This is a genomic window from Streptomyces sp. NBC_00012 (assembly GCF_045040875.1).
GTDB lineage: Bacteria > Actinomycetota > Actinomycetes > Streptomycetales > Streptomycetaceae > Streptomyces.
Window position 1 is genome coordinate 5416571 of the sequence record NZ_CP108309.1, and the last position, 21632, is coordinate 5438202.

10 protein-coding genes and 3 pseudogenes are annotated in these 21632 nt (G+C 72.9%); 7 read left to right on the plus strand and 6 right to left on the minus strand.

What is annotated here, in order from left to right:
* Positions 1-43: 43 nt before the first annotated feature.
* Complete coding sequence (locus tag OHA19_RS24935; protein WP_405751663.1) at positions 44-3580, minus strand: CDP-glycerol glycerophosphotransferase family protein; 3537 nt, start codon at positions 3578-3580, stop codon at positions 44-46.
* Positions 3581-3699: 119 nt separating this feature from the next.
* On the opposite strand from OHA19_RS24935, the pseudogene OHA19_RS24940 reads away from it, so the two are divergent.
* From OHA19_RS24940 to OHA19_RS24965, 6 genes and pseudogenes are all read left to right on the plus strand, one after another.
* Positions 3700-3897, plus strand: a pseudogene (locus OHA19_RS24940) (glycosyltransferase family 2 protein); the annotation flags it as partial.
* Positions 3898-3941: 44 nt separating this feature from the next.
* Positions 3942-4205, plus strand: a pseudogene (locus OHA19_RS24945) (CDP-glycerol glycerophosphotransferase family protein); the annotation flags it as partial.
* A gap of 35 nt (positions 4206-4240) precedes the next feature.
* Complete coding sequence (locus tag OHA19_RS24950; protein WP_405751665.1) at positions 4241-7798, plus strand: CDP-glycerol glycerophosphotransferase family protein; 3558 nt, start codon at positions 4241-4243, stop codon at positions 7796-7798.
* A gap of 347 nt (positions 7799-8145) precedes the next feature.
* Entirely contained in the window at positions 8146-9228 is a 1083-nt protein-coding gene (locus OHA19_RS24955) for a hypothetical protein (protein ID WP_405751668.1), read from the plus strand.
* Positions 9229-9288: 60 nt separating this feature from the next.
* The gene (locus OHA19_RS24960) at positions 9289-10803 is read left to right on the plus strand and encodes a methyltransferase domain-containing protein (RefSeq protein WP_405713199.1); all 1515 of its coding nucleotides are present in this window, start codon (positions 9289-9291) and stop codon (positions 10801-10803) included.
* Between the two features lie 70 nt (positions 10804-10873).
* Positions 10874-11248, plus strand: coding sequence for a hypothetical protein (locus OHA19_RS24965; RefSeq protein WP_358945953.1), 375 nt, complete (start codon positions 10874-10876; stop codon positions 11246-11248).
* A 62-nt stretch (positions 11249-11310) separates the two neighbouring features.
* Here OHA19_RS24965 and OHA19_RS24970 read toward each other — a convergent pair.
* From OHA19_RS24970 to OHA19_RS24990, 5 genes and pseudogenes are all read right to left on the minus strand, one after another.
* Positions 11311-11619 (minus strand): annotated as a pseudogene (locus OHA19_RS24970) (glycosyltransferase family 2 protein); the annotation flags it as partial.
* Positions 11620-11798: 179 nt separating this feature from the next.
* Entirely contained in the window at positions 11799-12710 is a 912-nt protein-coding gene (locus OHA19_RS24975) for a carbohydrate ABC transporter permease (RefSeq protein ID WP_405713197.1), read from the minus strand.
* Positions 12707-14125: a carbohydrate ABC transporter permease gene (locus OHA19_RS24980; protein ID WP_405713195.1), complete on the minus strand. Its 1419-nt coding sequence runs from the start codon at positions 14123-14125 to the stop codon at positions 12707-12709. Before OHA19_RS24980 ends, OHA19_RS24975 begins: the two co-directional genes overlap by 4 nt.
* Positions 14126-14129: 4 nt before the next feature.
* Positions 14130-15491, minus strand: coding sequence for an ABC transporter substrate-binding protein (locus tag OHA19_RS24985; RefSeq protein WP_405713193.1), 1362 nt, complete (start codon positions 15489-15491; stop codon positions 14130-14132).
* 193 nt (positions 15492-15684) lie between these two features.
* Positions 15685-19350, minus strand: a complete 3666-nt coding sequence (locus OHA19_RS24990; RefSeq protein ID WP_405751671.1) for an FHA domain-containing protein — start codon at positions 19348-19350, stop codon at positions 15685-15687.
* 571 nt (positions 19351-19921) lie between these two features.
* On the opposite strand from OHA19_RS24990, the gene OHA19_RS24995 reads away from it, so the two are divergent.
* On the plus strand, positions 19922-21613 hold the full coding sequence (locus tag OHA19_RS24995; protein WP_405751673.1) for a serine/threonine-protein kinase: 1692 nt from the start codon (positions 19922-19924) through the stop codon (positions 21611-21613).
* Positions 21614-21632: the final 19 nt, after the last annotated feature.

A 21632-nucleotide genomic window follows, 5' to 3' on the forward strand; every position in this document is an offset into this window, starting at 1 on the left:
CCGGACCCCGCTCCCTGATCCGGCCCGATCCAAACGAAAGACCCTAGCTCTCGGCCAGCAGCCGGTCCGCGACCCGGGCCGCCGCCTTGCCGTCGTCCAGATCGCAGAAGTCCCGGCGGAAGCTCTCGTACGCGTCCGCGTGCCGGGCCGCCGACGCGGTCAGGGAGCCGGAGTCGCGAAGGAGTGCGGCGATCTCGTCCGCCCCGGCGAGCAACGGGCCCGGTGCCCGGCTCTCGAAGTCCAGGCAGAAACCGCGCACCGTGTCGCGGTAGTGCGCCAGGTCGTAGGTGTGGAAGAGCATCGGGCGGCCGGTGTGTGCGAAGTCGAACATCAGGCCCGTGTAGTCCGTGACCAGCACATCGGCGATCAGCAGCAGCTCCGCGGTGTCCGGGTGCGCCGACACGTCACGCACATCGGCCCACTCGGGCACGCTCCCGGACACCCGGGGATGGCGGCGCACCAGCACCGTGTGGGCCGCACCGATGGACCGGGCCAGCGCGGCCGGGTCGAGCGCCCGGTCCCAGCGGTAGCGGAGCCGCTCGCCGTCGGCGCCGCAGGGGTGGGCCAGCTGATCGCGGTAGGTCGGGGCGTAGAGCACGACCCGGCGGCCGTCCGGGATGCCGAGCCTGCGCCGTACCCGCTCCGCGGTCTTCGTGCGGTCGGCCGAGAAGAGCAGGTCGTTGGCGGGAGAGCCCGCCTCCAGGACCTCGCCCCGGTAGCCGAGCGCGCGCCGCAGCAGCGGGGTGGAGTGGCGGCTGGGAGAGACCAGGACGGACCACTGGGCCGAGCGGCGCGGCAGCGTGGCGAGCTCCTGGTGGTCGGCGTACAGGGTGCCGGCCAGATCCGCGCCGAAGCGGCCGAGTGGGGTGCCGTGCCAGGTCTGCACGACGGTCTGGCCGGGCCGCCGCTCGAACCACTCGGGCAGCTGGTCCGCCGTGACGATTCGGCGGGACCGCGCCAGCGCCTCGTACCAGGCGGCGCTGTGCTCGATCAACGGGACGGCGGTGGGCGGTACGTGCCCGTGGACCCCGTCGGTGACCCATAGGTGCTCCGACTCCACTCCCCGGCGCAGGAGTTCGGCGTGCACGGCGCGCGGTGAGTCGCCGCCCGTGTAGAGGAACGTGTCCCGCAGCGGCATCGCGCGCCGGGCCGGGTAGTGCCTGCTCCGCAGCTCGGCCCCGCGGTACGCGCCGCGCTCGGCGAGCGCAAGCACCGGCCCGGCCTGCACGTTCAGCCGGTCGCCGGACCGGCGGTCCAGGGCGAACTCCCGGCCGGGCACGGGGGCTGTGGCGACCGGGCCGCTGCGGCGCAGCGGCAGCCGGGCGGCGAGCGAGGTCAGCACCCGGACCGGCCGGCCGCCCAGATACGCCTCCCAGCGGCCCTCGTGCAGCCCGGCGGCCACCGACGGCGCAAGGAACGCGGTGAACCGGCACCCCCCGTACGCCCCTTCGCACGCCTTACCGTCCGCACCCGCCGGCACCCCCGCGCGCCGCTCGTCATGGGTGACGGGCACCGACACCGTCTCGCGCAGCGCCTCGTGCCGCAGTACCAGGCGGTCCGGGCCCTCGTCCTGCCGTACGCCCGTACCGGCGCCGGTCACGCCCTCCACCCGCAGCGCACCGTCCGGCGTCCACACCGCCCCGTCCACGAACGGCTGCCCGCTCAGGTCCAGTACCAGCTCGCCCGCCGCGTCGGCCACCACCGGCGGCACCGACTCCGGGGCCACCGCGAGCGGCACCCGCGCCCCGTCGGCCAGCACCAGACGCGCCCGCCACCGCCCGCCGGGCTCCGGCTCGACCTCGCGCGGCGCCCGGTGCGGCGCCGGTGGCGCGGCCGCCATCCCGGCGAGGTCGGCGAGCGGGATCCGTACCGTGAAGCGGCCGTCCGGCCGGCACTCGACGGGATGGCCGAACTCCTGGTCCGCCACCCCGTCGCAGGTCAGCACCAGGGCCTTCGGCCGGGCACCCCCGTACAGCCGGCCGGTCAGCTCCAGGTCCTTGCCGAAGCGGCGGGACTCGCAGCGGGCGGGCAGCCGCTCCAGGGTCAGCCGGAGCCGCCCGCCCAGGTAGTCGAGCACCGCCCGCCGTCCGTCGCCCAGGTCATGGATGTGCGGCTGGGCGGCCCCCGCCTCCAGGGCGCGCACCGCCACCCGGCGGACCGTGCCCTGGGCGGCCACCATCATCCCCACCAGCCAGCCGCCGGGCCGCAGCCGACGCGGGTCGAGGGTCATCTCGAAGCCGGAGTGGTCGTAACCGTGCAGCTGCTGGCCGGAGTCGACGGTCGCCTCGGGCGCGGGCACACTCCGCACCGGAACCGTCCGCAGCTGCTGGCCGTGGGTCGCGCGCACCATGCCCACCTTCAGTGAGTGGCGGGGCGTCGTGGCCGGCAGATTGCGGATGTACGCGTAACCGCGCAGCCGCAGCTTCCCGTCGTCGCCCCACCGCGCGTCCACCAGCCGCGCCACGGCCGGCAGATCGGTACGGGCGAGGCGGGCGGTGTCCGGGATACCCGGGAAACCGGCCTGCCGCCGCCCCGGCACACCGCCGACCAGGAACGTCCCGGCACCGTTGGCCCGTTCGAAGGCCAGCACCTCCAGCAGCTCCGGGAGCCGGCGCTCCTTCACCAGCTGCCACTTGATCCGCAGCGCCACCGGCAACTCGTGGGCCACGGCCCGGTCCGCGCGGCCCGCCCCGTCCATCCGCTCCATCCGGTCCAGGAACGCCCCGGCGTCCGCCATGAACGCCTCCCGGTACTCGGGGCCGCCCATGGGGAGCCCCTCCAGGAAGTACACGAAGTCGTCGCGCAGGCACGACAGGTCGTAGCGGCGCCGCGCCGCGCCGTTCGTCACCCCGCCCCGGCCCGCCAGGAACGCGCTGACCTGCTCGCACGCCGAGATCCGGTCCCGTACGCCCCGCACGTCCGTGCGCCGCCGGGTGATCGAACCCTCCCGGACCCGCCAGTAGTAGACGTGCTCGTGCAGCACGTCCACCGAGCCGGCCAGGTAGTGCGCCGGGATCATCACCGGGGTGTCCTCGTAGAGCCTGCCCTCCGGGAAGGCGAAGGAATGCCGGTCCCAGAAGGAGCGCCGGATCACCTTGTTCCAGGCGACCCGGTCGGCGAGCAGCCGGGGGTCGCGGCTGATGTGGGTGCGGGCTCGGCTGCCGGTCAGCCAGCGGTACTGCCAGGCCTGCTGCCGCCCCTGCTCGGTCAGCCGCCACACATTGCCGGTCGCGAGGTCGGAGCCGGTCGACTCCAGGGAGGCCAGCATCCGCGCGTAGGCGTCGTGGACGACGACGTCGTCGCTGTCGACGAACGCCAGGTACGGCACGTCCGGCGTGGTGTGCCGCACGCCCGTATTGCGGGCCGCGCTCAGCCCGCCGTTGGGGCGGCGCACCAGGCGGAAGCGGCGGTCGTGGGCGGCGAAGGACGCGGCGATGGCCGAACTTCCGTCCGTCGAACCGTCGTCCACGAGGACCACCTCGATGTCGGTGACCGCCTGTTCGGCCACCGAACGCAGGCAGTCCTCCAGGTAGTCCTCGACGTTGTGGACCGGGACGACGACACTGAGGCGCGGCTTCATGCCCGGTCAACCGGGGCGGAAGCCCCGGGTCACCGACACTGCCCCGAACGGGTGAACACAGGATTCGGCACGCGGTGACCGCGCGATTGCGCTCGGCTGCCGTGCTTCTCGGTGTCGTCGTGCCCGTCCACCGCGTTCAGGATTGTCCCAGGGCGGCCATCGAGTCCGTGCCCGACCAGATTCCCGGCGAGCCGGAGCTCCTGGTCGTGGACGACGGATCCCGGGACGGCGGCGCGGAGATCGCCGCCGGGTTCGCCCGGCGCGACCCCCGGGTCAGGGTGATCATCCTCCCCGGGCACCTCGGCGCCGGGCCGGCCCTCAACGCCGGGCCGCCCTGCGCCGCGGCCGAAGGGCGCTCAGGATCTTCCGGACCGGCGAGTGGCGCTCGGCGCGGACGGCCGGGCTGCGGGCGGCGTTCCGAGAGCGTTTCTGTCCGTACGACGACGGGCACGCGGCCGAACGCGTGGTGCGCCGGCTGTTCCTGGGCGCCGGCGACGCCGGCGACGACAGCAATGCCCGCGACGACAGCGGCGCGGAGCCGGACCGTACGGCAACCGGGGCACGGCCGATGTCACCCGTTCGGGAGAGACCGGGACCGGTGACCCCCGGCCCGCCACGGGGTTGAGCCGTACGGACAAATCAGGCCCCCGATGAACGGACGTGCCCACCATGTCGCCACGGCTCAGTGTCGTCGTACCCGTCCACAACGTGGAGCTCTATCTGACGGACTGCCTGAAGTCCCTCGCGGAGCAGACCATGACCGACCTGGAGGTGGTGATGGTCGACGACGGCTCCACCGACGACAGCGCGGCCCTGGCCGCCGCCTTCGCGGAACAGGACGGCAGGTTCCGGCTGGTGAGCCAGGAGAACGGCGGGCTCGGGCACGCCCGTAACACCGGGGTCCGCAACTGCGATCCGGGCGCCCGCCATCTCGCCTTCGTCGACAGCGACGACGTGCTGCCGCCCCGCGCGTACGAACTCCTCGTCGGTGCCCTGGACGAGACCGGCTCGGACATCGCGTCCGGCAACGTGCTGCGGCTGCGGGCGGGCGGCCGGCTCCAGCAGTCGCCCAACTTCCGCAGGCCCATGGCGACCACCCGGCTGCGTACCCACATCTCGCGGGACTGGGACCTGGCCGCCGACCGGATCGCCTGCAACAAGGTCTTCCGCCGGTCCTTCTGGGACGAGCACGCCTTCGCCTTCCCGGTCGGCGCCCTCTACGAGGACATCCCGGTCGTCCTGCCCGCCCACTTCCTCGCCCGCTCCGTCGACGTGCTGAAGGACCCCGTCTACCACTGGCGCGACCGTGCGGGTTCGATCACCACCCGCCGCGCCGTCGTCCGGGGCGTCCAGGACCGGGTCTCGCACGTGCTGGGCGTCTCCGCCTTCCTCGACGAACACCGCGACGCCGCCGACAAACGGCGGTACGAGGCGCATGTGCTCGCCAACGACCTCTGGTACTTCATGGAGGCGCTGCCCGACGGCGACGAGGAGTACCGGCGCGCCTTCCTCACGTACGCCAACGAGTTCACCGACCAGGTCGACCCGGCCGTCCTCGACGCGCTGCCGCTGCGGCTGCGCCTGATGTGGCACCTCGTGCGCGAACGGCGGACCGGCGAGCTGCTGGACCTGCTCGCCCTCGACAAGGCCGAGCCGGGCGCCTTCACGGTGCGGGGCGTACGCCGCCGCAGCGCCTCCTACCCGGTGCTCACCCGGCCGGTGCCGCGCTCGGTGCTGCGCGTGGGTGAGCGCGACCTGCCGCTCACCGCCCGGCTGCTGGACGCCCGCTGGCAGGGCGGCAAGCTGCACCTCAAGGGGTACGCGTACATCCGCAACCTGCCCGCCGGATCGCGCGCCGCCGAGTTCCGGGCCGGCTGGCTGCGGGCCGGACGCCGGCACGTGGTGCCGCTGCGGCTGCGCTCGGCCGACGAGCCGGAGGCCACCGCCCGGTCCCGGCAGAGCCTGTACGACTACGACCGGTCCGGCTTCAAGACCGTCATCGACCCGGCCAGGCTCCGCATCGCCCCGGGCGCCGGCCCCGAACGCCTCACCTGGCGGCCGGAGATCGGCATCGCCGGACACGGCTTGCTACGCCGCTCCGAGCTCTCCACCCACGAGGCGGCCGCCCCGCCGCCCGTGCACCGACCCGACGGCGACCACCGGATCGTGCCCGCCTTCGACGGCGGCAGGCTGGTGCTGCACGCCGAGCGGATCGACGCCCGCTTCGAGACGCACCGCGCGGGCGACACCGGCGACGGGACCGCCGCCGTGGTCATCGACGGCATGATCCGCGACCGGCTCGGCAACGGCCCGCTGCGCCTCGCCCTCACCCACCGCCCCTCCGGCACCACCTTCGACCGCCCGGTCACGGTGCACGAGGGGGCTGTTCCGTCGGCGGCGGGCTGGCGGCGGTTCACCGTGGACGTCCCGCTCGGCGCCTTCGCCGACGCCCGGCCGGACACGGCCGAGGGGGCGGGGCGGGCCCAGCTGTCGTACAGCCTCCACCTCGTCGGACCGGACGGCCGTCGCACCCCGGTCGACGTGCCGGGGCCGGTGCCGCCGGGCCGCTATCCGCTGGCCGGGAACGGTGGGGAGCGGCGCGAACTCGGCCTCACCGCCGGCTCCCGCGGCAATCTGCTGATCAGTGACCGCGCCGTGCAGCCCGCCGTCGACCTGGCGACCTGGACGCAGGACGGACAGCTCCTCCTGGAGGGCACCTTCCCCGACCTCCCGGAACGGCCCGTCGACCTGGTGGCCAGACACAGCGGCCACGGCGAGGAGGCCCTCTTCGGCCTCACCCTCTCCGGGGCCGCCGGAACCCGCCGGTTCCGGGCCGCGCTGAGGCCGGACGCCGTCGAGGGCCCCGGCGGGAAGCTGCCGCTGGGCCAGGGGAAGTGGTACCTCTTCCTCCGCGAGCGTGGCGCCCGGGACGAGGCGGACGACGCCGCACTGCGCATCCCGGCCGCCGCCCACCGCACCCTGCCCGCCGCCCGCGCCCTCGGCGGCCGGACGTACACCGTCGAGCGGCGCTTCCACGACCAGCTGCTGATCAACAGCGCGCCGGTGCTCGCCGCGGCGGAACGCGGCCCGCGCGGCGAGCGGCTGCTGCGCGAGGGCTACCGGGCCCGGCGCACCGCACCGCTGCGCGACACGGTGCTGTACAGCAGCTTCGACGGCCGGCAGTACTCCGACTCACCGCGCGCCGTCCATGAGGAGGTGACCCGGCGCGGCGCCGAGCTGGAACACCTGTGGGTGGTGCGCGACCAGCAGGCCCGGATCCCGGCCGGCGCCACCGCCGTCGAGCACGGCTCCGCCGCCTGGCACGAGGCGTTGGCCCGCAGCCGGTACGTCGTCACCAACACCCAGCTGCCCCAGTGGTTCGAGCGGCGCGAGGGCCAGTGCGTCGTCCAGACCTGGCACGGCACCCCCCTCAAGCGCATCGGCCTCGATCTGGCGGGCACCGCCCGGGCCAACGCCGCCTACATCGCCACCATCGAACGGCGCGCCCGCCAGTGGAGCTACCTGGTCTCGCCGAACAGCTTCTCCACCCCGGTCCTCAGACGCTCCTTCGGCTACCGGGGCGAGATCCTGGAGTGCGGCTACCCCCGCAACGACCTGTTCCACGCCCCGGACCGGGCGAAGGTCGCCGCGGCGGTACGCGAGCGGCTCGCCCTTCCCGAGGGCAAGCGGGTCGTGCTGTACGCGCCGACCTGGCGGGAGGACCAGCTGCTCAGCGGCGGCCGCTACGCCCTCGGCCCGCGGCTCGACCTGGCCGCCGCCGAACGCGAACTCGGCGGGGACACCGTGCTGCTGGTGCGCCGTCACTACCTGGTGACCGACCGCCTGCCGGACAGCGGCAGCGGCTTCGTCCGGGACGTCTCGCGCTACCCGGACGCCGGCGAACTGATGCTGATCAGCGATGCTCTGGTCACCGACTACTCCTCGCTGATGTTCGACTTCGCCCAGACCGGCCGCCCGATGCTCTTCCACACCTATGACCTGGCGCACTACCGCGACACCCTGCGCGGCTTCTGCTTCGACTTCGAGGCCCGTGCCCCCGGCCCGCTGATCCCCGGTTCCACCGGCCTGGTCGAGGCGCTGCGCGACCCGGAGCGGTCCACCGCGGGACACGCGCAGGCGTACGAGGCGTTCCGCCGGGACTTCTGCGACCTGGACGACGGGCACGCGGCGGCGGGCGTGGTCGACCGAATGCTGTGATCCGCACTGCCCGGCCGTGCCGCTCCCGGCCGGGCAGATCTCCTCCGCCACCCCACACCCCTGAACCGTTCGAGTGATTCAGGGGTGCGAATGTTTGCGCGAATGCGCGGCACATTTAAGTAATGGTCCATCTAAGTGTGGCCATCGGTACGTCGCTCAGCGTCTTCGGGTTGCTACGTTCTGTTTTCATGGGTATCCGAATGCGATGCGAAACCTGGGACGTGCCACGAGCAAGGGTGGTGGTCATCATTGCCGCGGCAGCGGGTCTTATCACCCGAATGCTGATCGCGGCGAATATGCCCGGCCCGGCCGATGTGCGAATCTTTCGTGGTTTCGCAAAGGCGATCGTGCGGTACGGGCCCATTCGGATTTACGAACAGCCGCTGCCGGGACTTCCCGTCTACAACCATCCGCCACTGGCCGGCTGGATGCTTCTCGGTCTGAATGAACTCTCCGAACTCGGCATCCCTTTCGGCACGTTGATCAGATCGCCCGCCTCGATCGCCGACTTCTTCTGCGCGCTCGTCGTGTTCGAGATCGTGCGCCGGCGCGGTTCGCTCGGCGCCGCCGTCGCCTGCGGTGTGGGCGTGGCCGCCAGCCCCGTACTGATCGCCACCTCCGGGTACCACGGCAACACCGACGCGGTCGCCATCGCATTCGCCCTGGTCGCCGCCCACCTCCTCGTGGACCGGAAGGCACCGCTGGCCGCCGGGGTGGCCGCCGCGCTCTCGATCAGCGTCAAGTTCATCCCCGTGGTGGTGATCCCGGCACTGTTCCTGGTGGCGCTGCGGGCGGGCCGGCCGGTTCTCGTCCGTTTCTCCGCCGGGTTCGCGGCCCTGGTCGCCCTCGTCTGGGGGCCGGTCCTGCTGACCGTCCCGCAGAACCTCAAGGAGAACGTCCTGGAGTACGCGGGCGGCGGCTACCGCCTCTGGGGGCTCGTCCGGTTCGCCGACCTGTTCGGCCTGCCGCAGTCCTTCATCACCTTCATCGAGGGCGACGGCCACTTCCTCTTCGTGCTGGCCTGCGTGGCGGCCGGGGTCTGGCTCGCCTGGCTGCGGCCCGCGCAGCTGCCGGTCGTCGTCGCCGTCACGATGAGCCTGCTGCTGCTGCTCTCCACCGCGTCCGCGCTCCAGTACCTGACCTGGGCCGCCGCCGGCCTGTTCGTCGTCGGGTTCTGGGAGGGCGCCGCGTACAGCTGCCTGCTCGGCCTGACGGCGGTCCTCGGCTACCAGGGACGGTCCGCCGTGCACTGGAGCGAAACGGTACTCCGGCTCGCCGAGCTCGGCTGGGTGGTTCTCGCCGCGGGCCTCGTCAGCGGAGTCCGCAAGATCCTCGCCGCCCGGCCGGAGCCGCCCGCCCGGCCCCCCGCCGGGCAGAACCCGCTCCCGGCGCCCTGCACCTCGCAGCCCACCGACTGCGCCGTCAACTGACCCTCCCCGCAAGCGCCAGACACCAAGCACCGAGCACCGAGCGCAACTGGAGAACGCCCCGTGAAGGAAAGCCCGAGCCCCAGGATCGGCATCCTGGTGGTCGCGTACAACGCCGAGACGACGCTGGAGAGGACCCTCGACCGCATTCCGGAGGACTTCCGGTCCAAGGTCGCCGAAATCCTCATTCTCGACGACGCGAGCCATGACGCGACCTTCACCGCGGGCTGCCGCTGGTCGCAGACGGAGGGAATGCCGCGGACCGTGGTGATACGGCACACCAAGAACCTCGGATACGGCGGAAACCAGAAGGCCGGATACGCGCTGGCCGCCGAGCACGGACTCGACATCATCGTGCTGCTGCACGGCGACGGACAGTATGCCCCGGAATTTCTCCCGGACATGGTCGCACCGATCGAACGCGGCGAATGCGAGGCCGTCTTCGGATCGCGGATGATGAAATCCGGATCCGCGCTCAAGGGCGGTATGCCGATGTACAAATGGCTCGGCAACCGCATTCTCACCCGCGTGGAGAACGCCCTCCTCGGATCGCAGCTCACCGAATTCCACTCCGGATACCGCGCCTACAGCGTCGCGGCGCTCAAGAAGCTGCCGATCCACCGGAACACCGACGCGTTCGACTTCGACACCCAGATCATCGTCCAGCTGCTCAACGAGGGGATGCGGATCAAGGAGATCCCCGTCCCCACGTACTACGGCGACGAGATCTGCTACGTCAACGGCATGAAGTACGCGAAGGACGTCGTCAAGGACGTCCTCGAATACCGGCTCGCCGTCAAGGGGTTCGGCACCTGCGGCTGGATCCCCAAGCCCGTCGAGTACGCGTTCAAGGAGGGCGACGGCTCCTCGCACGCCGTCATCCTGGAGCGGATGCGCAGCCTCCCGCCCGGCCGGGTCCTCGACCTCGGCTGCTCCGGCGGCCTGTTCGCCCAGCGCCTCGAAGCCCTCGGCCACGAGGTGACCGGCGTGGACTACGTCGAGGTCCCCGGAGTACGCGAGAAGTGCACCCGCTTCCACCTCGCCAACCTGGAGGAGGGGCTGCCGGTCGAGATCGGTGTCGACTACGACTACGTGGTCGCCGGCGACGTCATCGAACACCTCTCCCGACCCGAGCGGGTGCTCGCCGAGGTCGCCGAGGTGCTGCGGCCCGGCGGCCATGTACTGCTCTCCGTACCGAACTTCAGCCACTGGTACTCACGGCTGAGGGTCGCGCTCGGCGTCTTCGGCTACGACCGGCGCGGCATCCTCGACGAAACGCATCTGCGCTTCTTCACCCGGGCCAGCCTGCGCCGCACGGTCCGGGAAGCGGGCTTCGACGTCCTCGGCATCGCGTCGACCGGGGCCCCGTTCTGGGCGCTGCTCGGCGGCGGTCCGCTCCCCGCGGTCCTGGGCGGAGTGTCGAAGCTGCTCACCCGGATCCGGCCGACGCTGTTCGGCTATCAGCACGTCGCACTGCTCACCCCGCATGCGGCCGAGACGATCATCGCTGGAGAGCACGTCGATGTACAGGACATCCTCAACCGACAGTACGTCCATGCCGACCGGGTCGGCGTCTGAGCGCGCCGTCCCCGGTCCCGCCCCCGCCCCCGAGCAGCAGTCCCCGGGCGCCGCAGTCAGGAGCAAGGTCTTGACCCTCCCCAGTCTGATGCTGCTGCTGTTCGCCGTGTTCTCCTCGGCGGGCGGCCAGATCATGCTCAAGCACGGGATGAAGGGCGCGGCGGCCGCCGCGGGACACGGCGGCGGGTCCGTCGCCCTGCGTGCCGCGACCAGCCCCTGGGTGGTCCTGGGCCTGGTCGTCTTCGCGGTGTCCGCCCTCGCCTGGATGGCGACCCTGGCCAAGGTGCCGCTGTCCATCGCCTACCCGTTCAACGCCCTCGGGTACCTGCTGATCGTGCTGGCCGGGGCGACCGTGCTGCACGAACGGACCTCGATGTGGACCTGGGGCGGCTCGCTGCTCGTGGTCATCGGCCTCGTCACGGTGATGGCGGGCCAGCAGCGCTGACGGCGCCGGCCGTCGGGCGGGCCTCAGCCCCGCCCGACGGCCGCCCCGGAATCGCCCAGCAGCACCCGCCGCACCACCCGCTCCGCGGCCCGCCCGTCGCCGTCCAGGAAGATCAGGCAGTCGCCGGTGGCCTGTGCGATCCCGGCGTTACGGGCCCGGCCCAGGCCCGTGTTCTCCGGCAGGTGCAGGGCCCGCACCCGGCGGTCGCGGGCGGCGAACTCGTCGATGACGGTGCCGCAGGCGTCCGGTGAGCAGTCGTCCACGGCGATGATCTCGAAGCCCTCGAAGGACTGGGTGAGCACCGAGTCCAGGCTCTCGTGCAGATACGCCTGAACCCGGTACGCGGGCACGATGACACTGAACCGGGGCACAACACATCATGAGTCGTTCGCTGCGCGGGCGGGTTGTCCGCAAACGCCCGATGGAGTGGCCGGGTTACGTCAGAACGTGGCAAGTATGTGAAAAGGCAGGTGGAGCGGGGCCGCCATGGTGAGCGGCCCCGCCCCGTGTTGACGAACGGCATTGCGTATTGCTCCGCCGCGCCCGCTTTCTACTTCACCGCGCCCGCCATCACGCCGGAGACGAACTGGCGCTGGAAGGCGAAGAAGACCGCCAGCGGGATCACCATCGACACGAAGGCGCCGGGCGCCAGCACGTCGATGTTGTTGCCGAACTGCCTGACCTGCTGCTGGAGCGCCACCGTGATCGGCGGCGAGTCCGAGTCGGCGAAGATCAGCGCCACCAGCATGTCGTTCCACACCCAGAGGAACTGGAAGATCCCGAGCGAGGCGATCGCCGGACCGCCCAGCGGCATCACGACCCGGGTGAAGAGGCGGATCTCGCCCGCCCCGTCGAGCCGGGCGGCCTCCAGCAGTTCCCTCGGGATCTCCGCGAAGAAGTTCCGCAGCAGGAAGATCGCGAAGGGCAGGCCGAAGGCCGTGTGGAAGATGATCACACCGAAGGTCGTCTCGAAGATCCCGACCGCGCCGAAGAGCTTGGAGACCGGGACCAGGGCGACCTGCACCGGGACCACCAACAGCCCCACGACCACCAGGAACCACCAGTCGCGGCCGGGGAACTCCATCCAGGCGAAGGCGTATCCGGCCAGCGAACCGATCACGACGACCAGCACGGTCGCCGGAACGGTGATCATGACCGTACTGAGGAGGGAGTGGGTGATCGTCGAATTGTCGAGCAGCGTGGCGTAGTTGTCGAAGGTGAGCTGGGACGGTGCCGTGAGCACCTTCCACCAGCCGGTCGCCGCGATGTCGTCCGCCCCGCGCAGCGAGGACAGCAGCAGCCCGACCGTCGGCATCAGCCAGAACAGGGCCACCAGGACGAGGAAGATCCGCATCGCACCGCCGCCGGCGCGGGCGGCGATCCGTGCCCCGAGGGACCGTTCGGCCTTCACCGGAGCATCGTCGGCCGGTGTGCTCGTGGCCGTGGTCGACGCTGTCGTCATCGGCGCCCCTCCTTCCGGATCCGGCGGATGTTGACGTACATCACCGGGAGTACCAGCAGCAGCAGGAGTACGGCGATGGCGCTGCCGATCCCGAGGTCCGCGTCCGTGCCGAACGAGGACCGGTAGAGCTGGAGCGCCAGCACGTTCGCGTCGTCCTGCGAGGAACCCGGCGCGATGATGAAGACCAGGTCGAAGATCTTCAGCACGTTGATCATCAGCGTGACCAGCACCACCACGAGCACGGGCGCGAGCATCGGCACCGTGATCCGGCGGAACACCTGCCACTCGTTCGCGCCGTCCACCCGGGCCGCCTCGAGGAGTTCACGGGGCAGCCCCGCGAGCCCCGCCGCGATCAGCACCATCGCGAACCCGGCCCACATCCAGACGTAGGAACCGATGATCCCGGGGGTGACGAGGGTCGGGCCGAGCCACTCGACCCCGTGGTACGGCTCCTCGAAGTTCGAGGCGGGGAGCCTGAGTCCGGCGCCGTCCGCCGAGGCGGGCAGGGTGAACGTGCCGTCCGCGCCCGCCGTGGCCGACGCGACGACCTTGCCGTCCTTGACGGCCTCGACCTTGAGGCCCTTGAGCCCCAGCTCCTTGGTGTCGATCACGTTGGGCCGGCCGCCACCGCCCTTGGTGAAGTCCAGCCACGCGGTGCCAGCGATCTCGCCGCCCTTCGCCGCGGCGGCCTTCGCGGGCTTCGCGTCCTTCGGCATGTTCGCCGGGATCACACCGACCAGCGGCAGCTGCACCGGCTGCCCGGCCCGCACCGGCACCTTGGTGACGAACGAGCCGCCGGGGCCCGCCTTGAGCGGGTGGACGGGCAGCGGGTGTGCCTTCGGGTATCCCGACGACTCGTTGAACGTGTCGTGCACACCCACCCACACGGCGTTGGCGACCCCGCGCTCCGGGGCGGCGTCGTACACCAGCCGGAAGATGATGCCGGCGGCGAGCATGGAGATCGCCATCGGCATGAAGACCACCAGTTTGAACGCCGTTCCCCAGCGGATCCGCTCCGTCAGCACCGCGAAGATCAGCCCGAGGGCCGTGGAGACCGTCGGCGCGAGCACGACCCAGATCGCGTTGTTCTTGACCGCCGTACGGATGGTGTCGTCCGTGAACAGCGCCTTGTAGTTGTCGAGTCCGGCGAAGCCCGTACCCGCCTGGTCGAGGAACGACCGGTAGACGGAGTACACGATCGGATAGACCACGAGCGCGCCCAGCAGCACCAGCGCGGGTGCCAGGAAGAGGGCGGCGATGAACCGGCGGGTGCCGGTCACACTCCTGCGGCTGCGTCCCGCGCCGCCGGCCGACGGATCGGACGGCTTCCTGGGCGCGGGAACCGACGGCTCGGCGGACGATTGCTTGTCGGCGGGGGGCACCGCGTCGGCGCCCCCCGCTGCGGCTGTCGTCATCGCGTCAGCTCTTGTACGCCTTGGCCGCGTCGGACTCCAGTTTCGCTTGAGTCCCCGCGATGTCCTTCGGGTTCTTCAGGAAGTCCTGGAGGGTCTTCCACTCGCCCTTGCCGGGCGTCCCGCCGAACGACTGCGGCGCCTGGTCGGACATGTCGAACCGGACGGAGTCACCGGCCGCGATCAGTGCCTTCGCCATGGTGCGCTGCACCTCGTTCGGGTACGCGGCGGCGTCCAGGGCCTTGTTCGGCGAGATGAACCCGCCCTGCTCGGCCATGATCTGCGCGGCGTCGGTCGAGGCCAGCCAGGTCAGCAGGGCCTGGGCACCCTTGCCGTCCTTCAGCGCCACCGCGGCGTCGCCGCCGGTCACGACGGGGGACTCGGCGCCGACCGCCGGGAACGGGAACACCTTGGCGTCGGTCCCGATCTTCGCCTTCGTCTGCGCGATGTTGACGCTCACGAAGTCACCCTCGTAGACCATCGCGGCCTTGGGCTGGTCGCCACCGGTGAACGTCTGGGTGACCGAGGCCGGGAACTCCGTCTGCAGGGCGCCGTCGGCGCCGCCCGCGATCAGCGACGGCTTGCCGAAGAGCTCTGCGAGCGTGGTCAGCGCGGCCTTGACGGACGGGTCCGTCCACTTGATCTTGTGCTGGGCCAGCTGGTCGTACTTCTCCGGGCCGGCCTGGGAGAGGTAGATGTTCTCGAACCAGTCGGTGAGCGTCCAGCCGTCCGCGCCGCCCACCGAGACCGGGGTGACACCCGATGCGGAGACCGTCTCGGCCGTCTTCAGGAAGTCCTTCCAGGTCTTCGGCTCGGCCGCGCCCGCGTTCTCGAACGCCTTGGCGTTGTACCAGATCAGGGACTTGTTGGCGGCCTTGAAATAGACGCCGTACTGGGTACCGTCCACCGCGCCGAGGTCCTGCCAGACCTTCGAGTAGTTCTTGGCCAGCTGGGCCTTGGCCTCGGGGCCGACCGGCTTCGCCCACTTCTTCTGCGCGGCCTGCTGGATCGCGCCGACCTGCGGGATCATCGCGACGTCCGGCGGCTGACCTCCCGCGATCTTCGTACCGAGGAAGTTGACGATCGGGTCCTGCGCCGGGACGAAGGTGACCTTCGCGCCCGTGCGGTTCTCGAACTCCTTGAGGACCTTGACGAAGTTGGCCTGCTCGGCACCGGTCCAGACGGCCGCGACCGAGAGCTTCTCGCCGTCCAGCTTGGGCAGGGCGACGGATGAGCTCTGCTTGCCGCTCCCCGAGCTCTTGTCCGACTTGTCCTTCCCGCCGCCGTCGTCACTGCACCCGGTGAGGGCCAGGGCGCCGACAGCGGTGAACACCGCGGCGGCCCTGCTGATCCGAAGGGTTGTGCGCATTGCTTCCCCGTCTCTCACATCGTTGTGTGCGCACAGTCCTACGCCCGGTGTTCGGGTGCCGCAATACCGCTTCTCGTGTCAACTCCTTGATCGTAATGGGCTCGTGACGTGATGTCAGTGGATGTCCGGACCCGCTCTCCGTCAGGTGTGGACGGACCCGCTCTCCGTCAGGTGTGAACGGACCCGCCCCCCGTCAGGTGTGGACGGGCCCGAGCGGGGCTATGGGCTCGGCGTTCACCGAACGGGCCGCCCGCTCCAGCGCACTGGCCAGCAGCGCCAGGTCCGTCGGTCCGTTGCCCAGTTCGCGGACCGGGCGCCGGGTCGGCGGGTCGCCCATCCGCTCCCACTCCAGCGGCACGACGGTGGGCCGCAGCGTGGCGGTACGCGGGATGCGTCCGGTCACCCGGCCGGCCTGGAACGGCGTGACCCGCCCGTCCGGATGCCCGAGCCTGCCCCGTCCGGGCGCCGGGTCCTCCGGCGACGGCTGGACCACCGGCGCGTCCAGCACGATGCGCAGCCGGGCCCCGTGGGCCAGGTCCGTGTCCTCCGTGCGCTCCGGGCGGGCGGACGCCGCGACCAGATGGACGCCCAGCCGGCCGCCCTCCCGCGCCACGGCCTCCAGGGCCCGCACCACCGAACCCGCGGCGGGGCGGCCGGGGCTGCCGAGCGCCGGGGCGACCAGCGCGTCGAAGTCGTCGACCAGGACGACGAGCCGGGGCAGCGGGGAGGGCCCGGGGTCCGAGGACGGGGCGGCGGGGCGCAGCCGGAGCGTCCCGCTCATCGGGGCGTCCACGTCACCGCGCTGTTCCGCGCCGGCCGGCGGGCGCCGGCCGACCATCCGCCGCGCCGTCTCCTGGCGGTGATGCCATTCGGTGAAGTCGTACGGGCCGAGCAGCTCGGCCCGACGCTTCAGCTCGCCGCCGAGCGCCTGGGCGAACTCCCGCATCCGCACCGGATCGGAGGCCACCAGGTGCATGAACGCGTGCGGGAGTTCCGTACAGGGACCGAGGCCCTCGCCGCGGTCGCTGCCCGCGCCGTCCACCAGCAGGATGCCCAGCAGGTCGGGGCGGGCGGCCGCGGCGAGCGAGGCGGCGACGGCCCGCAGCAGCTCCGTGCGTCCGCTGCCGGCCGGTCCCTCGATGAGGAGGTGGGGGCCCTCCTCCGCCAGATCCACGCTGACCGCGCCCCGGGGCCCGGCCCCGAGCACCAGCACGGGCCGCCCGACGACCGCGGGGGCGGTGCTTTCGGCGGAGGCGGGCGTGCCGGTGTTCGGCTCGTCGCCCGCGGCGGTCTCCGCGGCGGGGTGCCCGGCCGTGGCGGCGCTGGTGGCGCCTCGCGCGGCGATCCGGGGCGTGTCGCTGCCGCGCGGCCCGCTGACCCGGTTCGAGCCGCGCCCGGATCCGGCCGTGCGCGAACTGTCGGTCCCCCGGACATCACCGCCGCCCCAGGAACCCGTCCCGGACCTGGTCGCCGCTCCGGTCCCCGACCCGGGCACGGTACGCGAGCTCGGGGTGTCCCCGGGCGCGCCGCCGTGGCGCTGCCCGCCGATCCGGGGCACGGAACCGCCGGGATACGGGGTGCGGCCGGAGTCCGGGTACGGGGTGCGGCCCGAGTCGTGGGCGTCGTCGGAGGCGAAGGGGTGGCCAGGGGCGCCGATGTGGGTGGCGTTCTCACTGCCGGGGTACGGGGTGCGGCCCGAGCCGGGCGCGTACCCGCCCGGGCCGTCCGGGCCCGGCGCGCCGCCCAGTCGCTGGGCGCCCACCCGGGGAGCCGTGGAGCGCGGGTACTCCGTACGGCCCGAGCCGGGGGTGTCCGCGTCGGTGCCGCCCGCCTGTCCGCCCGTCCAGCGGCCGGAACCGCGCACCGTGGCACCGGGCTGGTCGTCCGCGGTGGAGGCCCAGCGGGCCATCAGGGAGGCCGGGGTGGCGCGGGCCAGGCCCAGCTCGTCCAGCAGCCGGGCGGTCGTCGGGAGCGCGGCCGCCGTCGGCCGGCCGGCGGCCGTGGAGGCACCCTCCGTACGCAACGGGGCCAGCGCTCGGCCGAACCGCTCGGCCCAGTGCGCCGACACCGCGTCCACCGCGGCGACCGTGCCCCGGCCCGCGGCCCGGCCGTCCGCCGTCCGCAGCAGCCGCAGGGCCGTCGCCACGTCGCCGCTCAGCATCGCCACCGCCCCGCACTCGCGGAACGCGATCGAGGCGTGGCAGGCGGCCTCGTACGTCGCCGCGACCGGAGAGGTGGGGGTGGCGGCCGGGGTCTCGGCCAGACAGATCAGATGGATGCCCGCCGCGGCACCGGCGGCGGCCAGCCGTGCGGTGTCCTCGCGCAGCGCCGCCGAACCCGGGTCGCCGTCGACGACCACCACGGTGTACGGACCGGTGTACCGCTGTGCGGCCTCGGCGATCGTGGCGCGGTCCTGGCTCGCCCAGCCGGGCCCGAGCGGCCCGTCGTCCAGCCGGCGCACCAGCTCCGTCGTACGGGCGGTGGCCTGCTCGCGGTCGTACGCGAGGAGCAGCCGGCACTCCTGGCCGTGCATCGGCCGCAGATGGGGCAGCCAGCCGAGCCAGGCCCACTCGCGCCTGCGCTCCTCGGCGCCCCGGGCGCGGTCCGTACTGATCAGCACGATCTCCAGATCGGCGGGGGAGTGCAGCGCGGCGAGCTGGGCCACCGTCGAACGGGCGAGTCCGGCCAGCCTGGTCCGCGGCCCGGCGAGCCCGAGCGAACCGGCCTCCCGCAGCCCCACCGTCACCGGCACGGCGGGCAGCTCGGCCCGGTCCGTCGTGCCCAGCCGCACCACGAGGGCCTCGGGGTGGGAGGTGCCGCGCTCCCACAGCCGGGGGCCGGGGCCGAGCGCGGTCAGCAGCACGGCCGCCGGATCGGGCCAGACGCTCTGCGCGGCGGGCCCCGACGGCGCCTCGTGGGCGGCCGGGAACAGCGGCTCGGCCGCCCCCGTCCCGTCGGGCGTCGCCTCGTGGACGGGCTCGCCCTTGTTGCCCGCGAGTCTGCGGGCCCAGGCGCCTATCCCGCCCCGCCGGGGCGACTCGTCGCCAGGGGCCGCCCGCCCGCCGCCGGTACGTCCGTCGTCGCCGTCCCCGTACGCGTGACCGGAGACCTCGTGAGGGGCGGGCCCGGAGCGGGGGGAGGCCGCCGTGGCGTACCCGTGGCCGGAGCCGTGCTCCTCGGCGGAGCGGCCGTCGGCACCGGCCGCGGCCATCGTGCCGGACACCCGCAGATGGCCTTCGCCGTCCGGCGCCGTGGCCAGCGCCGGAGCGGGCGCGCCGGAGGTCAGCCGGAGCGTGGACTCGCCGAGCCGCAGCAGCGCACCGGGCTTCAGCCGGACCGGCCGGTCGCGGACCTCCGCGCCGTCGAGCAGGGTGCCGTTGGTGGAGCCGAGATCCGCCACCGAGACCAGGCCGTCGGCGGAGACCGTCACCGCGCAGTGCAGCCGGGAGACATCGGGGTCGTCGAGCGGCACGTCCGCGTCGGCGGAGCGGCCGATCCGGATCCGGCCGCCGTGCAGCAGATGGACCCCGCCCGCGTCCGGCCCCGCGACCACGTGCAGCCGCGCCGGGACCGCGTCGTCCACCGCCTCGTCCTCGCCGGGGACCTGGAGCGAGAGCACCGCTCCGTCGACCAGCGGTGGCTCACCCAGCGCGCACCGCTGCGCGTCGAGCCGCTCGCGCCCGGCGAACAGCACCACCGCGCCGCTGCCGAGCGAGCCGTCGGGCCCCAGAACGGCCGTGGCCAGGTTGGACGCCACGGTGGCGAGCGCCGTCCCCGGCGGGGCGGTGACCAGCACGTCGCACGCGCGCGCCGGGGTCTGGCCGCTGCGCGGCGCGAGGACGGTCAGCCGGATCTGCATCGCCGTCAGCGGTCCCTTCTGCGCGGGGCGCCGGGCAGGGGAAACGCCCTGTGATTCCCCCCACCCGACACGGACGCGTCGTCCGGTACAGGTTCGTCACGTGCCGCGGGGCTCCCGACCCCACAGTCCGTGCTGGAGGCATCCTCGCACCTGCCACTGACAACACGCCCGGCGGTCACCGCTAAGTGATCTTGAAACGTCGGCTGTGCGCCCATAAGTGCCTGCTTGGAACGTCACCGGCGGCGAGGGAACCCGTCCCGGAAGAGCGCCCCGGACGTTTCGTCGGACGCGTGTGCGGCAACCATCCGCCTGATGTGAGCGTCTTGTTCCGCAACCGGCCGGTGCCGCCTCGGGGCGGCACCGGCCATGGCGGGCGGCGCGGCGGGCGGACGATCTGGACGGGAGCGGTCCGGCCTCGCCGCCCACCTCGCACCGGGGCACGTCGCCGGACGCCGCCCGGCCGCCCTCCGGGCGTCGGCGGCGGTTTGACGACAGGCCCTAGAGTTGGGCCCGAACTCCCGGGCGGATCCGGGAAGACCGTAAGCACCACGATCTGCAGGGAGCGCATGACGTGCGGCCGGTAGGCAGCAAGTACCTCCTGGAGGAGCCGCTGGGACGCGGCGCCACGGGCACCGTCTGGCGTGCCCGCCAGCGGGAGACCGCGGGCGCCGAGGCGGCAGTCGCCGGCGAGCCCGGCGAGACCGTGGCGATCAAGGTCCTGAAGGAGGAGCTCGCCAACGACGCCGACGTCGTGATGCGGTTCCTGCGCGAGCGCTCCGTGCTGCTGCGGCTCACCCACGACAACATCGTGCGCACCCGCGACCTGGTCGTCGAGGGTGACCTCCTCGCCCTCGTCATGGACCTGATCGACGGCCCCGACCTGCACCGCTACCTCCGCGAGAACGGCCCGCTCACCCCGGTCGCCGCCGCGCTGCTCACCGCGCAGATCGCGGACGCGCTCGCCGCCAGCCATGCCGACGGCGTCGTCCACCGCGACCTGAAGCCCGCCAACGTCCTGCTCGACGAGCGCGACGGCCAGATGCACCCGATGCTCACCGACTTCGGCATCGCCCGCCTGGCCGACTCCCCGGGGCTCACCCGGACCCACGAGTTCGTCGGCACGCCCGCCTATGTGGCGCCCGAGTCCGCCGAGGGCCGCCCGCAGACCTCCGCCGTGGACATCTACGGCGCGGGCATCCTGCTCTACGAGCTGGTCACCGGCCGTCCGCCGTTCGCCGGCGGCACCGCACTCGAAGTCCTGCACCGGCACCTCAGCGAGGAGCCCCGCCGCCCCAGCACCGTCCCGGCCCCGCTGTGGACGGTGATAGAGCGCTGCCTGAGCAAGGACCCCGACCGGCGGCCCAGCGCCGAGAACCTGGCCCGCGGCCTGCGCGTCGTCGCGGAGGGCATCGGCGTGCACGCCACCTCCGCCCAGATCGCCGCGGCCGACGGGGTGGGGGCCCTGCTCGCCCCCGATCCGGCGCCCGCGGCGGTTCCGGGGACCCCCGACGCGGCGGACCCGACGCAGGTGCTGCCGAGCAACGCCGGCTCGTACGACCCGAGCGCCGCCACCAGCGTCATGCAGCACGCCCCCGGCCAGGGCCCGGGCGGGCATGCCGACCCGACCTCGGTCATGCCGCCCGTGCCACCGCGCCCGGACGGCCCTCCGCAGCCGGAGGAGCCGCACCCCTGGCAGTCCCAGCTCCGGGCGGCCCGCGACCGCAACGAGCAGACCCAGGTCCAGTACCTCGACCCGGGCCAGGACCCCCTGCGCCGCCGCCCCCAGCGCCCGCAGCCCCAGCAACAGCAGCCCCAGCAACAGCAGCCCCAGCGGAGGCAGCAGCCACCGCATCAGCAGTACCAGCAGCCTCAGCAACAGCAGTACCAGCAGCCTCAGCAACAGCAGTACCCCCAGCGCCGGCAGCAGCAGTACCAGCCGCAGCCCCAGCCCCAACAGCAGCAGTACGCGCCCCCGCAGCAGCCGGCGCCGCAGCCGCCGGCCCCGCGCCAGCCCCGCGAGCCGAGGCAGCGCAGCGCCAACCCGATGAGGATCCCCGGCCTCGGCTGCCTCAAGGGCTGTCTGTTCACCCTGGTGCTGCTGTTCGTCGCGGGTTGGCTGATCTGGGAGCTGACCCCGTTGCAGGACTGGATCGGCCAGGGCAAGAGCTACTGGGACGCGATCAGCGACACGTTCTCCACCGTCACCGACTGGATCTCGAAGCTGGGCGGCAGCGACAGCGGCGGCGGCAACACCGGCCCCTGAGTGGCCGCAACACCGGCCC